The 14,846-nt window shown below is 38.2% G+C and carries 14 protein-coding genes; 13 read left to right on the forward strand and 1 reads right to left on the reverse strand.

Annotated elements, in window-relative coordinates:
- The first annotated feature begins 2 nt into the window (after positions 1-2).
- The 11 genes from priA (at position 3) to spoVM (ending at position 11,536) form a co-directional block, all read left to right on the forward strand.
- Positions 3-2,417: a primosomal protein N' gene (gene priA / locus LG296_RS05990; protein WP_404427667.1), complete on the forward strand. Its 2,415-nt coding sequence runs from the start codon at positions 3-5 to the stop codon at positions 2,415-2,417.
- A gap of 80 nt (positions 2,418-2,497) precedes the next feature.
- Positions 2,498-2,989 carry a peptide deformylase gene (gene def / locus LG296_RS05995; protein WP_251397176.1) on the forward strand — a complete coding sequence of 164 codons (492 nt, stop codon included), beginning with the start codon at positions 2,498-2,500 and terminating at the stop codon, positions 2,987-2,989.
- Between the two features lie 2 nt (positions 2,990-2,991).
- Positions 2,992-3,933 (forward strand): methionyl-tRNA formyltransferase, encoded by a 942-nt coding sequence (gene fmt, locus LG296_RS06000; RefSeq protein ID WP_251397179.1) that lies wholly within the window; start codon positions 2,992-2,994, stop codon positions 3,931-3,933.
- Positions 3,930-5,288, forward strand: coding sequence for a 16S rRNA (cytosine(967)-C(5))-methyltransferase RsmB (gene rsmB, locus LG296_RS06005; RefSeq protein ID WP_107933922.1), 1,359 nt, complete (start codon positions 3,930-3,932; stop codon positions 5,286-5,288). Before fmt ends, rsmB begins: the two co-directional genes overlap by 4 nt.
- Before the next feature lie 26 nt (positions 5,289-5,314).
- Positions 5,315-6,478: a 23S rRNA (adenine(2503)-C(2))-methyltransferase RlmN gene (rlmN, locus tag LG296_RS06010; protein ID WP_107933924.1), complete on the forward strand. Its 1,164-nt coding sequence runs from the start codon at positions 5,315-5,317 to the stop codon at positions 6,476-6,478.
- A gap of 13 nt (positions 6,479-6,491) precedes the next feature.
- Positions 6,492-7,238 carry a Stp1/IreP family PP2C-type Ser/Thr phosphatase gene (locus LG296_RS06015; protein WP_107933926.1) on the forward strand — a complete coding sequence of 249 codons (747 nt, stop codon included), beginning with the start codon at positions 6,492-6,494 and terminating at the stop codon, positions 7,236-7,238.
- Between the two features lie 2 nt (positions 7,239-7,240).
- Positions 7,241-9,214, forward strand: coding sequence for a Stk1 family PASTA domain-containing Ser/Thr kinase (gene pknB / locus LG296_RS06020; protein ID WP_107933928.1), 1,974 nt, complete (start codon positions 7,241-7,243; stop codon positions 9,212-9,214).
- A gap of 4 nt (positions 9,215-9,218) precedes the next feature.
- Positions 9,219-10,100 (forward strand): ribosome small subunit-dependent GTPase A, encoded by an 882-nt coding sequence (gene rsgA, locus LG296_RS06025; RefSeq protein ID WP_107933929.1) that lies wholly within the window; start codon positions 9,219-9,221, stop codon positions 10,098-10,100.
- 2 nt (positions 10,101-10,102) lie between these two features.
- Positions 10,103-10,768, forward strand: coding sequence for a ribulose-phosphate 3-epimerase (rpe, locus tag LG296_RS06030; RefSeq protein ID WP_107933931.1), 666 nt, complete (start codon positions 10,103-10,105; stop codon positions 10,766-10,768).
- A complete protein-coding gene (locus LG296_RS06035) occupies positions 10,768-11,418 on the forward strand; it encodes a thiamine diphosphokinase (RefSeq protein ID WP_107933933.1) in 651 nt (216 codons plus the stop codon). The genes rpe and LG296_RS06035 overlap by 1 nt, the downstream gene beginning before the upstream one ends.
- 16 nt (positions 11,419-11,434) lie before the next feature.
- Entirely contained in the window at positions 11,435-11,536 is a 102-nt protein-coding gene (spoVM, locus tag LG296_RS06040; RefSeq protein WP_107933935.1) for a stage V sporulation protein SpoVM, read from the forward strand.
- A 474-nt stretch (positions 11,537-12,010) separates the two neighbouring features.
- On the opposite strand, the gene rpmB is transcribed toward spoVM, so the two are convergent.
- Positions 12,011-12,199 carry a 50S ribosomal protein L28 gene (rpmB, locus tag LG296_RS06045; RefSeq protein WP_036202868.1) on the reverse strand — a complete coding sequence of 63 codons (189 nt, stop codon included), beginning with the start codon at positions 12,197-12,199 and terminating at the stop codon, positions 12,011-12,013.
- Positions 12,200-12,585: 386 nt separating this feature from the next.
- Here rpmB and LG296_RS06050 point away from each other — a divergent pair, with 386 nt between their 5' ends.
- Positions 12,586-12,948 (forward strand): Asp23/Gls24 family envelope stress response protein, encoded by a 363-nt coding sequence (locus LG296_RS06050; protein ID WP_036202871.1) that lies wholly within the window; start codon positions 12,586-12,588, stop codon positions 12,946-12,948.
- Between the two features lie 18 nt (positions 12,949-12,966).
- Complete coding sequence (locus LG296_RS06055) at positions 12,967-14,616, forward strand: DAK2 domain-containing protein (RefSeq protein ID WP_107933936.1); 1,650 nt, start codon at positions 12,967-12,969, stop codon at positions 14,614-14,616.
- Positions 14,617-14,846 lie beyond the last annotated feature (230 nt).

Genomic DNA, 14,846 nt, shown 5'->3' on the forward strand with positions numbered 1-14,846 from the left:
AAATGATCACCGTTGCGCAAGTTATCGTGGACGTTGCTGCATATCCTGTCGATCGTCCCTTCGATTATCTAGTACCTGCTGAAATGACACAAATAATCGAAACGGGATGTCGCGTTAAAGTACCATTTGGACCACGAAATGTACTCGGATTTGTTGTAGCTATTAAAAACGAAACCGATGTCCCTATAGAAAAGATAAAACCAGTCTCGCAGGTTCTTGATATTGAACCCGTTTTAACTGGTGAAATGCTAGATCTTGCAAAATGGCTGAAAAATGAAACCATCTGTTATGAAATCGATGCTCTACAGGTGATGCTACCTTCTGCCTTAAGAGCTAAATATGAAAAAATCGCAAATCTGCAAACTGAATTGGAACTTTTACCTGAGCCGCTTCAGGAAATTTTTAGAGCCTCACAGCAGATTAATTTAAATGTATTTGAAAAAAACAACCTACTTCCTCAGTTGAAAGCAGCGATAAAAAATAAGCAGGTTTCAATCGCAAATGTCGTAAAGCAAAAGGGAAAAGTAAAGGAAGTTAGAAAAGTTCAAATCATAGAAGACAACCAAAAGCTAGCTGACATCCAGGCGAATATTTCAAATCGTGCTAAAAAGCAAAAGCAACTTGTGGAATGGATGCAGCTTCATGCTGGTGAAATAATGAATCCAGAAGTTATCTATAAAGAGATGCATACTTCAGCCCAAGTGTTAAATGCAGTAGTTGACCTAGGTGCAGCAGCCTTTGTTCAAGAAGAGGTCTATCGAGATCCTTTTACAAAAGAGGTTAAAAGAACAAATTTTTTAAATTTAACAGATGAACAGTCCGTAGCATTAAATCAAATTATGAACGCAATCGAAGGACAAGAACCAAAGACCTTTTTACTCCAGGGTGTTACCGGTAGTGGTAAAACAGAAGTCTATTTACAAACTATCGCCAAGGTATTAAATGATGGGAAAGAAGCGATTGTCCTAGTTCCTGAAATCTCCTTAACACCACAAATGACGGAGCGATTTCGCTCTCGATTTGGTGAATTAGTAGCGGTTATGCACAGCGGTTTATCAGTTGGTGAAAAGTATGATGAGTGGAGAAAAATTCACCAAGGCAAAGTAAAGGTAGTTGTTGGTGCTCGTTCGGCTGTTTTTGCTCCCTTTGAAAACGTCGGAATTATCATCTTAGACGAAGAACATGAATCGACGTATAAGCAAGAGGATTCACCAAGATACCATGCTCGCGATGTAGCCATTTGGAGAAGCAAGTATCATAACTGTCCGGTTATTTTGGGAAGTGCAACACCTTCACTAGAATCCTTTGCCCGTGCAAAGAAAAATGTCTATACATTACTGACATTAAAGGAGCGTGCATTAAAGCAATCATTACCCAAGGTTCAAATTGTCGATATGCGTGATGAATTGAAAAAAGGGAATCGCTCAATGTTCTCTCAAAGTCTTATGGAATCTATCCAGATTCGTTTGGAAAAAAAGGAACAAATCGTTCTGTTTTTAAATCGCCGCGGCTATTCATCCTTCGTTATGTGTCGGGATTGTGGAACAGTCCTGCAATGCGAAAATTGTGATATCTCCTTAACCTATCACAGGAAAAATGAAAAATGTAAATGTCATTACTGTGGCTACGAAATACATGTGCCAAAAACCTGTCCACAATGTCAGAGCGACCATATTCGATATTTCGGAACAGGAACGCAAAAGGTGGAGGAGGAATTAGCAAAATTCTTTCCAGGAATTAGAGTACTGAGGATGGATGTTGATACGACGCGTGCTAAGGGATCGCATGAACAACTATTACAGGCGTTTGGTGATGGAGAAGCAGATGTTTTACTAGGCACCCAAATGATTGCGAAGGGTCTCGATTATCCTAACATTACATTAGTAGGGGTGCTTAGTGCAGATACGTCGCTGCATTTACCCGATTTCAGAGCTGCAGAAAAAACATTCCAGCTTTTAACACAGGTAAGTGGACGAGCTGGAAGACATGAAAAGCCAGGCGAAGTAGTTGTACAAACCTATACACCTGAACATTATGCGATTGAATTATCAGAAGCACAGGAATATGACCCATTTTATGAACGTGAAATGCATATGCGCCATCAAGCAGGCTATCCACCTTACTATTATTTAGCGTTGATACAAGTATCTCACGAGGATGTATTGATGGCTGCGGATTATGCAGGAAAAGCAGTAGAGTGGTTGCGCTCACAGCTTTCTTTTAATGTTTCAATCATTGGGCCGACCGCTTCTGGCATCAGTCGTCTCCAAAATAGATATCGTTATCAATGTTTGATAAAATACAAGGTAGAGCCAGATTTAATCCCAACCTTATTGCAACTGATCAAAATTTACCGTTCAGATTGGATTAAAAAAGGAATTAATTTGACTGTAGATTTAGATCCGAACATGATTTAAACAGGATTAGTAGAGTTAGATATGATGCTGCGAATTCTGATAATAATAAGCTTAAAGAAGTGTAGAAAGAGGTAATAATAATGGCAATTAAAGAAGTAGTAGAGCATCCAGCAAAGGTGCTTACAGAGAAATGTAAAGAAGTAACAGAGATTAACGAAGAAATTATTACACTTCTTGATGATTTATATGACACGATGGTTGAGCATGATGGGGTTGGGATTGCAGCTCCACAAATTAATGTCCCATTACGAGTGGCAATTGTAGAGCTTGGCGAAGAACGTGATGTTTTAGAAATGATTAATCCAACTGTAATTGAAACCTCTGGTGCAGAGGTTGATATAGAGGGCTGCTTAAGCTTCCCAAACCTATTTGGTGAGGTCGAACGCCCAACTTATGTGAAAATTGAAGCATGTGATCGTGAAGGTCGTGTTTATGAGCTAGAAGCTGGTGGCTTTGATGCTCGTGCGATTCTCCACGAAATCGATCATTTAGATGGTATTTTATTTGATTCTAAACTAATTCGAGTTGTCACAGAGGAAGAGCTAGCTCAAATGTATGGTGAGGAGGAATAAGAATGACTTCAGTTGTTTTTATGGGAACACCAGATTTTTCGGTTCCAATTTTACGAATGATTCAAGAGGAAGGGTACGAGATATTAGCAGTTGTTACTCAGCCCGATCGTCCAGTTGGTCGTAAGAGAGTGTTAACACCTCCACCAGTTAAAGCAGAGGCTTTACGTTTAGGGCTGCCAGTTATTCAACCTGAAAAATTGCGTAATTCTGAGGAGCTACTAGAAATTATCAATTTGAAGCCAGATATAGTTATTACAGCAGCCTTTGGGCAAATTTTACCTAAAAGCTTACTGGATGCACCTCCTCTTGGCTGCATTAATGTACATGCTTCACTTTTACCAAAGTATCGTGGCGGAGCACCAATCCACCAAGCGATCATTGATGGAGAAGAAAAAACGGGTGTAACGATTATGTACATGGCAGAGAAATTGGATGCTGGGGATATAATTACACAACGTGCCATCTCTATTGAGGATGAAGATAATACAGGGACAATGTTCGAGAAGTTAAGCGTAGTTGGAAGAGAACTATTAAAAGAAACATTGCCTATAATTATCGAAGGGAAAAATGAACGAATTCCTCAGGATGAAGAAAAAGTAACCTTCGCCCATAATATCTCTCGCGAACAGGAACGTGTGGATTGGTCAAACGGAGCTAGAAATGTGTTCAACCAAGTTCGTGGTTTAACGCCATGGCCAACAGCCTATACAACCTTCCAAGGCGAGAATGTGAAATTATGGTCTGTAAAAGAAGGCGACAGTGTAACAACACACACACCAGGTCAAGTTGTGAAAATTGAAAACGATAGCTTTGAAGTTGCAACAGGTGACGGGAAGTCTATCGTGATATATGAATTACAGCCTGCTGGGAAAAAAAGAATGACAGCACAAGACTACCTGCGTGGGACAGGATCGAAGCTAGCGATAGGGGACCAATTTGAATGACAAAAAAGAAAGAACAAATTTGGGACGGCAATGTTCGAGATGCAGCACTAACAATCCTATTAGCAGTAGACAAACATCAAGCATACAGTAACCTTTTACTAAACCAGACGATAAACAAATATAAAATCGAAGCAAAAGATCGAGCTCTACTAACTGAACTTACTTATGGTACTCTTCAGTATAAGTACACACTAGATTACTATTTAGAGCCGTTTATCAAAGGAAAGATGGACCTTTGGGTAAAGTGGCTTCTTCGTCTTTCACTTTATCAAATCGTTTTTTTAGATCGTGTTCCAGATCATGCCGCGGTAAACGAAGCAGTGGAAATTGCAAAACGTAGAGGTCATAAAGGGATTGCATCAGTGGTGAATGGTGTATTACGCTCTATTTTACGTCAGGGAGTTCGTTCTACTGAGGAAATTACGGATTCTACAAAGCGACTAGCAATTGAAACAAGCCATCCAGATTGGCTAGTAGCACGATTTATCGAAGCATATGGATTTGAAAAAACAAAAGAAATGCTCAAAGAAAATAATCTACCACCAATTGCATCGATTCGTGTAAATACGGCAAAAGCTACAGTAGAAGTAGTACTTGCTCTATTAGAAGAAGAAGGTGTAAAAGCTGAGCAGAGTAAGGTCATTCCTGAATGCCTGCACTTATTGAGTGGCCAAGCTTCTCGTACAAAGGCGTTTAAAGATGGCTATATTACGATTCAGGATGAAAGCTCGATGATGCCTGCAAATGCCCTTAACCCACAGCCGGGCTGGCGTGTATTGGATATGTGTGCAGCACCAGGCGGGAAAACAACTCATATGGCTGAAAAAATGAAAAATGAAGGTTCTATCTTAGCTACAGACCTACATCCACATAAATTGGACTTAATCGATGAGACAAGTAATCGTCTAGGCTTAGAAATCATCCAAACTGCACCAGTTGATGGGCGTAAAGCGGCAGAATTTCTAGAAGCGGAATCCTTTGATGCTGTATTAGTAGATGCGCCGTGTTCAGGATTGGGTGTAATGAGACGCAAACCTGATATTAAATATACAAAGCGTGAAGAAGACTTATCAAGACTTCATGAAATTCAGCTTCAGCTTTTGGATAATGCGGTGAAGGTTCTTAAAAAGGGTGGGAGACTAGTTTATAGTACATGTACTATAAATAAAGAGGAAAACGAAGAAACTGTTCAAGCGTTTTTAGCGTCTCATCCTGAAATGGAAGCTGTCCCGTTAGAAAATTTACCAAAAGAACTTTTAGAAAAAAGCCAGGGTGGTATGCTACAAGTATTCCCACAAGATTTTGGGAGCGATGGATTTTTTGTAGCTGCCTTCCGAAAAAACAAACAAGATTAGACATAAAAGGAGAATCCTAAAGACTAATGGATGAAAATAAATTTATTGAACGTATACAAGACTTGGTAGAAGAGGCTGAACAAAAGCCAGAAGAAAAGTCAGAAGAAAAGCCGGTTCGTCGTGAGAAGAAAGAAAAACCAAAATTAAAAGAATCAATTTATTCACTGCGTCCTGATCAATTAGGAGAATGGTTAACAGCAAACGGTGAAAAAGCTTTCCGTGCTGGACAAATTTATGAATGGTTATATGAAAAACGTGTAAAAACCTTCGAAGAGATGTCAAACCTTTCAAAAGCATTACGCGAAAAATTAGCAGAGAATTTCTTATTAACAACATTATCTACAATTATTAAACAGGAATCAAAAGATGGTACAATCAAATTTTTATTCCAACTTCAAGATGGCTATTCAATCGAGACTGTATTAATGCGCCATGAATATGGAAATTCTGTTTGTGTAACTACACAAGTAGGTTGTCGTATCGGTTGTACATTCTGTGCCTCAACACTAGGTGGGCTAAAACGTCACTTATTAGCCGGTGAAATTGTTGAACAGGTTGTAAAGGTACAACAAGAGTTAGATAAAGAAGGCGAACGTGTTTCTCATATTGTTATTATGGGAATTGGTGAACCATTCGATAACTATGATGCTATGATGAACTTCTTAAAGGTCATCAATAATGACAAGGGGTTAAATATTGGTGCACGTCATATTACCGTATCTACATCAGGTATTGTGCCTAAAATTTACGAATTTGCAGATGAAGAATTACAAATCAATTTCGCGGTCTCACTACATGCACCAAACCAAGAAGCACGTCAAAAATTAATGCCGATTGCTCGTGCCTACAAGCTTGAAGATCTATTAGAGGCGGTTCGTTATTATACGAACAAAACAGGACGTCGTGTGAGCTTTGAGTATGGTCTAATGTCAGGTGAAAATGATTCAGTTGAAGTTGCAGAAGAATTAGCAGCTCTAATAAAAGGCATCAAATGCCATGTAAACTTAATTCCTATCAACTATGTGCCAGAGCGTGATTATATTCGTACATCACGAAACAGTATTTTTGCGTTTGAAAAAACTTTAAAGAAACGTGGCATTAACGTAACAATTCGCCGTGAGCAAGGCGCGGATATTGCTGCAGCTTGTGGACAGTTACGTGCACAAGAACGTCAAGAAGAAACAAAGTAGGCAGGTGACTTATGTGAAGTTTACAGTCGAAAGTGATGTGGGGCGTAAACGTATGGTTAATGAGGATCGGGTTGCTTTTTTTGAGCATCCCGATCGCTTTAAGCTCGCCATTTTAGCAGATGGAATGGGTGGTCATAATGCTGGTGATGTTGCTAGTGAAATGGCGATTGAAGAGATGAAATCATATTTTCTTAACTTAGATGTAACGCAGCTAGACTCAACTGAGGCCAAAAGACAATGGATGCTAGAAACAATTCAGTCAGTTAATGAAAAGGTTTATAACCATTCCTTATTACACGAAAGCTGTAAAGGGATGGGAACAACCTTAATTGCGATGCTAATTGATGAATACGACTGTTTAATAGGACATATTGGGGATAGTAGAGTCTATTATTTTACGGCTGATTCGGTCACGTTAATTACGAAGGATCACTCTTATGTAAATTTCCTGGTGGAGTATGGGGAAATTAGTGAAGAGGAAGCAGAAAATCATCCTCAAAAAAACTTTATTGTAAAGTCGCTTGGTACGGAAAGTACCATTGAACCAGATTTCTATGAGCTACAAGTAGAAGATGCATCAAATGTATTAATCTGTTCTGATGGTTTAAGTAATAAACTTACCACTGAAGAGATGGCAGCCATTTTAACCTTGCCTTTATCAATCGAGGAAAAAGGTAAGAAGCTAATTCAGCTGGCGAATGATTCAGGTGGAGAAGATAATATTTCAGTAATTTTATTATCTAACGATGGGGAGGTGTAGAGATGCTTGAAGGAAAACGATTAAATGACCGTTATAAGATTTTAGACCTCATTGGCGGAGGCGGAATGTCGAATGTTTATTTAGCGCACGATATGATTCTTAACCGTGATGTGGCTGTGAAGATTCTTCGCTATGATGCTACGAACGAAGAAGAGTTCCATCGGCGTTTCCATAGGGAAGCATTATCAGCTACAAGCCTTACACATCCTAATATCGTAAGTATTTATGATGTTGGTGAAGACCAGGATATGCACTACATCGTGATGGAATATATAAAAGGCAAAACGTTAAAACAATACATAAATGAGTTTTCGCCTTTATCACCAGCTAGAAGTGTTCAAATCATGAAGCAATTAACTTCAGCAATTACCCATGCACATGAAAATCAAATTATTCATCGAGATATTAAGCCGCAAAATATATTGGTAGATGTTGAAGGGAATGTGAAAATTACCGATTTCGGTATTGCAACCTCATTATCTGCGACTAGCTATACGAAAACTAATTCTGTCATTGGGACAGTGCACTACCTATCACCTGAACAGGCGCGTGGAGGAACTGCAACAAGTCAATCCGACATTTATGCACTTGGAATCGTATTGTATGAATTATTGACAGGTGAACTTCCATTTTCTGGGGAATCTGCCGTATCTATCGCATTAAAGCATTTACAGGCAGAAACACCGTCAATTAGAGCGATAGATGCCTCGATTCCACAAAGCTTGGAAAATGTCGTGTTAAGGGCTACCGCAAAAAATCCACTTCATCGATATCCTACAGTTGAAGCGATGGAGGAGGACCTGTTAACAGTTTTATCGCCAAATCGTACAAATGAACAAAAATTTGCTCCACCTGTCGATGATGATGAAACAAAAGCTATCCCAATTATAAAAGAGCCAATGCCAATCGGCGATATGGCGAATACAAAAATTTTAAATCAAGAAATAGGTAAGATTGAGAAGGTTGAACTGACAAAAAATAAAAAAGAGCCAAAAGGCGAAAAGAAGAAGAAAAAAAGTCGTGGAAAGATTTTTGGAATAATTCTTGCTTCACTTTTGATTGTCATTTTAGCTGCTATTTTACTATTTAACTTACTTAGTCCAAAGCAGGTTGAAATTCCTGACGTGGCTAATTTAGAGCTTGAAGAGGCTATTGAAACTCTTGAAACAGCTGGGTTTACTATTGGTGAAACGAAAGAGAAGCATTCAGAGGATGTAGAAGAAGGCCTTGTCATTGAAACAAATCCAAAAGCTGGCGTTACACGTGTAGAAGGCACAGAAATTACGATTTACACGAGCCTAGGAAATGAAACTGTTCCAATGGACGATTATACTGGAAAGCAAATTGATCAGGTAATCGCTATCCTTGAAAACAGTGACTTTAAAGTAAATTTAATAGAAGAAGATTCAAATGAAAATGAAGGAATAATTATCGGACAGGAACCAGAGGCTGGCGAAGAGGTTATTCCAGGTGAGACAGAAATTACTTTAACGGTTAGTAAAGGTAAAAGCTATGGTACAGTAGAGGACCTTTCAGGCTATAATAAGGCCTCATTAAAGAGCTATGAACAAAGATCTGGATTTAAGGTTGATATTAAAGAAGAATATTCAGAGGATGTTCCTGCCGGTGAGGTAATTGAACAGGATCCAAAAGCAAACAGAAGCTTAGAGCTTGGCGGTAAAATCTATGTGGTTGTATCATTGGGACCAAAAGAAAAAGAATCTAAGCTATACGTAAAAACTATTAAGATTCCTTATGAGCCAGTCAATTTAGGTGACGAACAACAGGTCCGAATCTTTATTCAAGATAAAACCCATACAATGGTTGAGCCTTTTGCTGAGTTTACAATTACTGAGGATACAGATTATAAGATTGAATTAGAAATTACTGAAGATCAACCAGCAGCTTATCGAATAGAACGTGATGCAATGAGGATTGCTGAAGAAACGATTCCATATAAAAGTGTTGAGGAGTGAAACAATGGCTGAAGGCCAAATCCGTAAGGCGTTAAGTGGTTATTATTATGTCTATTACAATGGAGAATTGCTACAATGTCGTGGGCGCGGTGTTTTCCGAAATCGAGGAGAATCACCGCTCGTTGGTGATTTTGTCGACTTTACTAAAGAAGGGGAATCGGATGGTACGATCATGAAAATCCATCCGCGATCTAATGAGCTAGTACGTCCACCGGTTGCGAATATCGACCAAGCGCTATTAGTCTTTTCAGTAAAGGAACCAGATTTTAATACGATTTTATTAGACCGCTTTTTAGTTGTTTTAGAGTCCTTTAACGTAGAACCAATCATTTGTTTAACGAAAATAGATTTATTGACTGACGTGGAAAAAGAGAAGCTTCAAAGCTATATCGATGATTACAAAGCAATTGGCTATGAAATCATTGAAACCTATAAAGAGGATGCTTCTTTAATGGATCGTTTGCAGCCAATTCTGAAAGGGAATACATCCGTTTTGGCAGGTCAATCTGGTGTAGGGAAATCGACTATGTTAAACACTTTACTTCCCGAGCTACAATTGGAAACGGGAGTGATTTCTCAAAGTCTAGGTCGCGGTAAGCATACAACGCGTCATGTTGAGCTAATAGAGGTTTGTGATGGTCTTTTAGCTGATACACCAGGGTTTAGCTCCTTTGACTTTGATACGATTGAAAAAGAAGAGCTTACGTCTTGTTTCCCTGAATTTAGCAAATTGAGTGAAGGGTGCAAATTTAGAGGGTGCTTACATATAAAAGAACCCAAATGTGCAGTAAAGGATGCCCTTGAAAAGGGTGAAGTAAAGAGCTATCGTTACGAGCATTATCAACAATTCTTACAAGAAATTATTGATCGAAAGCCGAGGTATTAGTGATGATTAAAATTGCACCATCGATATTATCTGCAGATTTTGCAAAATTAGGACAAGAAGTGAAGGAAGTAGAAGCAGCTGGAGCAGAGCTAATCCATATTGATGTTATGGACGGACATTTTGTACCCAATATTACAATGGGACCAATCGTTGTTGAGGCATTACGTCCAATTACACAATTGCCATTGGATGTTCATTTAATGATTGAAAACCCTGATAACTACATCGAACAATTTGCTAAAGCTGGTGCTGACTACATTTCCGTGCATGTAGAGGCATGTAGACATTTACACCGTACAATTCAACTAATTAAATCTCTAAATGTGAAAGCGGGCGTTGTATTAAATCCGCACACACCGATTGAATCGATTCAACATATTTTAGAAGACATCGACTTTGTTCTGTTTATGACAGTAAACCCTGGCTTTGGAGGTCAAAAATTCATCACTTCTGTAGTTCCCAAAATTGAGGCTCTTTCAGCTATCATCAAGGAACGTGGGTTAAATATCGAAATCGAAGTTGATGGCGGCATAACTGCCCAAACGATTGGAGAATGTGCTAAAGCTGGAGTAACAATGTTTGTAGCCGGCTCTGCTATTTATAATAAAGAAGATCGTGCCAAGGCCTTACAGGAGATTAAAGCTGCTGGTGAGGCTGTATTACAATAATGACGTGCGTTGTAGTATGTTCAGGTGGGCCTAAGAGAGAACTTTGCTCATTTGATGATTTCAAAGCTAGAAATGCACTTTTTATTGGGGCAGACAAAGGCGCTCTTTATTTAATAGAAGAGGGCATCGTACCTACTGATATTGTTGGTGATTTTGATTCATTATCGAAAGAAGAATGGCAGCGGGTTTCTACTATTGCACTTAACGCCGAAAAGGTACAGGCTGAAAAAGATGAGACAGATACGGATTTGGCATTATTGAAGGCATTAACCTATAATCCAACAGAAATCTTTTTAACAGGAGTTACAGGAGGAAGGCTAGATCACTTTGAGGCAGCTCTTCGTTCTATGTACCGATTACAAAAAGAGCACCCACAAATTCACATAAAAATTATAAACTCTCATAATGAAATTCGCATACTATTCCCTGGGGAACATACTATAATACGAGATGAAAAGTTTCGATATATTTCATTTTTTGCTTATGAGGATGAAGTAGAAAATGTAACAATACGAGGTCTAAAATACGAGACTACCAAAGAATGCATTGAAATTGGCACTTCTCGCTTTACTAGTAATGAATTGATTTCTAGCCTTGGGTATATCTCCTTTTCATCAGGCATATGTTTAATGATAAGAAGCAGTGACTAAAAAGGAGGGCCAGCATTTGAGAGTTTATACATTTCAATTGCCGAAATTTGTTAGTAGTCTTACACGAAGCTGCATTAATTTATTTACAGGCGGCGGAAAGAACAAAGAGAAAAAATAGTCTAATTGCTTGCATTTCACAGTCCCCAACCTGATCATGTATCAGTTTAGATTGACTAAGATTAGGTGGGGACGGCTGCAAGTAAAGCATGCTTTGAATTGGCCAATATGAAAATTGGTTACATAAGTGATATCACAAAGTGGCCAATCTTAACATGTTGGTAATCGCTGTGTTGTGATGCACTTAGCTCTTGATTTAGTAGCTAATCAGTGGGGACGAGAGCAAACTTAATCTGACTTTTTTGTCTAATGTCTTTATTCTTTCATCCATGTGTTTCTTACCTCCCCATTGATTGGAGTTTCGTTTTAAAGCTTTCAAATTTAAAATTAATGTAGCATATGGTATTTCCGCTAAAACAAAAAAAGAACTGTCCTTTAAGCTTCATGGACAGTTCTTTTTTATCATCACAATAGAAAAAAACATCAATTTCTACAAAAGTAAAAATTGATGTTTTACAGGTTAAAATACGAACAATTAAACGCGTTCAACTTTACCAGATTTAAGCGCACGAGCAGAAACCCATACACGTTTTGGTTTACCGTTCACTAAAATACGAACTTTTTGTAAGTTTGCACCCCAAGTACGTTTGTTAGCGTTCATTGCGTGTGAACGATTGTTGCCTGAACGAGTTTTTCGACCAGTTACTACACATTGTTTAGGCATGTATATTCCCTCCTTACAGATGAATCTGAAAGATTGTTTTTCAGTTCTTTATTTCACATACTTTAATAATTTAACATACACAACAAGGCTATGCAACAGTTTTCACATAACCTTTCAAGAAAAATTCCTTTACAGTATGAAATAGAGTGTTAAAAATGGAATTCTTCTAAAAAAACACTTATGATATTATTAAGGCTAAATTTATAAAATACTAGAAGAATATTAAGCTTATTTGCCTAATGAAGTGGGAAATAGGTTATACTTTATTATCTGTAAAAAGTTAGGAAAACTAGACAATATGTAGACGAATACCAAGGTTTTCTTTTATAATCAATTTTTGTGTAGTACAATAGAATTTAGTGAAAATGAGCCAAGGGGGCAAAGTCATGTCAGTAGAAATTAATAATGATTTCGGCCATATCGATATTTCAAACGATGTAATTGCACAAATTGCTGGTGGAGCAGCAATTGAATGCTATGGTATTGTTGGAATGGCATCTAAACATCAAATTCGTGATGGATTAACAGATATTTTACGAAAAGAAAACTTTGCAAAAGGTGTAATTATCCGTCAAGAAGGACAAGACCTTCATATTGACATGTATATTATCGTTAGCTATGGAACGAAAATTTCAGAAGTGGCTTACCAAGTTCAGTCAAAAGTAAAATACACAGTAAACAAAACATTAGGTATGAGCGTTAAATCAGTTAACATTTTTGTTCAAGGCGTTCGTGTTATGAATGTGTAAGAGGAGGATTTAAATCGGATGAAGTCACTAGACGGAATCAAATTTGCAGAAATGGTGCAAATGGGTGCCCATAATTTATCTCAAAATGCAAATTATGTTGACTCTCTAAACGTATTCCCGGTTCCAGATGGAGATACAGGTACAAATATGAACCTGTCCATGACATCAGGTGCAAAAGAAACAGAAAGTAATGCAGGGAAACATATTGGGAAAACAGCACAAAGCTTATCAAAAGGATTACTAATGGGGGCACGAGGCAACTCAGGCGTAATCTTATCTCAATTATTCCGTGGTTTCGGAAAAGCAATTGAAAAAGACAGTGAAATTGATGCGATTCAATTTGCTAATGCATTCCAAGCAGGTGTAGATACGGCCTATAAAGCGGTTATGAAACCGGTTGAAGGAACTATTCTAACAGTTGCTCGTGAAGCGGCAGCAAAGGCTGTTGAGGTTGCACAAGAAGAAAGCAGTATCATTGCTGTTATGGAAGCAGTAGTAAGTGAAGGTAAAAACTCACTAGATCGTACACCAGACCTATTACCAGTACTAAAAGAGGTTGGTGTTGTAGATAGTGGTGGCCAAGGACTTTTATTCGTTTACGAGGGATTCCTTGCCTCATTAAAAGGTGAAGCGCTTCCAGCTAAAAACGACGCTTCTTTAGATGATTTAATTAGCGCTGAGCATCATCGTGCACAAGATTTTATGAGCACAGAGGATATTGAGTTTGGCTATTGTACAGAAATTATGGTTCGACTTGAAGAAGAGAAGGAACCATTTGATGAAGCAAAATTCCGTGAAGAACTAAATGTAATGGGTGATTCATTACTTGTAGTTTCGGATGATGAAATTGCAAAAGTACATATCCACTCTGAAACGCCAGGTGCGGTACTTGCAGCAGGTCAGAAATACGGAAGCCTAATTAAGATCAAAGTAGACAATATGCGTGAACAGCATTCTGCGATTGTCAATGATCAAGATACGCAAGCCCCTGCACCAAAGAAACTAGAAAAGCATCCTTATGCTGTAGTAACAATTGCTATGGGTGAGGGAATTTCTGAATTACTGCGCAGTATAGGCGCATCTTATGTTATTGAAGGTGGACAAACAATGAACCCTTCAACTGAGGATATCGTTAAGGCAGTGAAAGAAATTAATGCTGAACGCGTCCTGATTTTACCAAATAACAAAAACATCGTAATGGCTGCTGAACAAGCAGTTGAGTTATTAGATATTGAAGCTGCAGTTGTTGCAACTAAAACAATTCCACAAGGGATGGCAGCTATCCTAGCGTTTAACCCTGAAAGCTCTGTAGCCGATAACAAAGATGGCATGACGAATGCATTTGCACACGTGAAAACGGGTCAAGTGACTTTTGCTGTTCGCGATACGAGTATTGATGGTGTAGAAATTCGCAAGGATGACTACATGGCATTGGCTGAAGGTAAAATCATTTTATCGACACCTAAAATGCTGGATGCAGCACAGAAGGTTGTAACTGATTTAGTGGATGAGGATTCAGAAATCATCACAATCATTTACGGTGAAGATGCTTCTGAAGCAGAGGCTAACGAATTAGCAAGCTTCATCGAAGAAAACTATCCTGACGCAGAAGTTGAAATTGTTGAAGGAAAACAATCGTTATATCCATTTATCCTTTCGATTGAATAATTGGTCGGAATATATTTTAAGGCTAAATAAAAAGCTAACCTCAAAAAGTTGTACAAGAAACTTCTTTTTGTGGTTAGCTTTTTTGTATTTTAAAGAAAAACATCAAAAAGAAGTCAATTTAAAATAACCCTTAATATCAATCCAATATTCACCAAGTGGCGTGCCCTCAAGGTTATTTAATCGATTTTCTGAAAAAAGAAGTATTCAAAAAAATATATATTTTGTGTGTC

Source organism: Ureibacillus chungkukjangi (assembly GCF_044795995.1).
GTDB lineage: Bacteria > Bacillota > Bacilli > Bacillales_A > Planococcaceae > Ureibacillus > Ureibacillus chungkukjangi.

What these genes read in the sequence shown, in the direction of transcription:
- priA (WP_404427667.1), top strand. Translation starts at nt 3, where the DNA reads ATGATCACCGTTGCGCAAGTTATCGTGGACGTTGCTGCATATCCTGTC.
- def (WP_251397176.1), top strand. Translation starts at nt 2,498, where the DNA reads ATGGCAATTAAAGAAGTAGTAGAGCATCCAGCAAAGGTGCTTACAGAG.
- fmt (WP_251397179.1), top strand. Translation starts at nt 2,992, where the DNA reads ATGACTTCAGTTGTTTTTATGGGAACACCAGATTTTTCGGTTCCAATT.
- rsmB (WP_107933922.1), top strand. Translation starts at nt 3,930, where the DNA reads ATGACAAAAAAGAAAGAACAAATTTGGGACGGCAATGTTCGAGATGCA.
- rlmN (WP_107933924.1), top strand. Translation starts at nt 5,315, where the DNA reads ATGGATGAAAATAAATTTATTGAACGTATACAAGACTTGGTAGAAGAG.
- pknB (WP_107933928.1), top strand. Translation starts at nt 7,241, where the DNA reads ATGCTTGAAGGAAAACGATTAAATGACCGTTATAAGATTTTAGACCTC.
- rsgA (WP_107933929.1), top strand. Translation starts at nt 9,219, where the DNA reads ATGGCTGAAGGCCAAATCCGTAAGGCGTTAAGTGGTTATTATTATGTC.
- rpe (WP_107933931.1), top strand. Translation starts at nt 10,103, where the DNA reads ATGATTAAAATTGCACCATCGATATTATCTGCAGATTTTGCAAAATTA.
- LG296_RS06035 (WP_107933933.1), top strand. Translation starts at nt 10,768, where the DNA reads ATGACGTGCGTTGTAGTATGTTCAGGTGGGCCTAAGAGAGAACTTTGC.
- rpmB (WP_036202868.1), bottom strand. Translation starts at nt 12,199, where the DNA reads ATGCCTAAACAATGTGTAGTAACTGGTCGAAAAACTCGTTCAGGCAAC.
- LG296_RS06050 (WP_036202871.1), top strand. Translation starts at nt 12,586, where the DNA reads ATGTCAGTAGAAATTAATAATGATTTCGGCCATATCGATATTTCAAAC.
- LG296_RS06055 (WP_107933936.1), top strand. Translation starts at nt 12,967, where the DNA reads ATGAAGTCACTAGACGGAATCAAATTTGCAGAAATGGTGCAAATGGGT.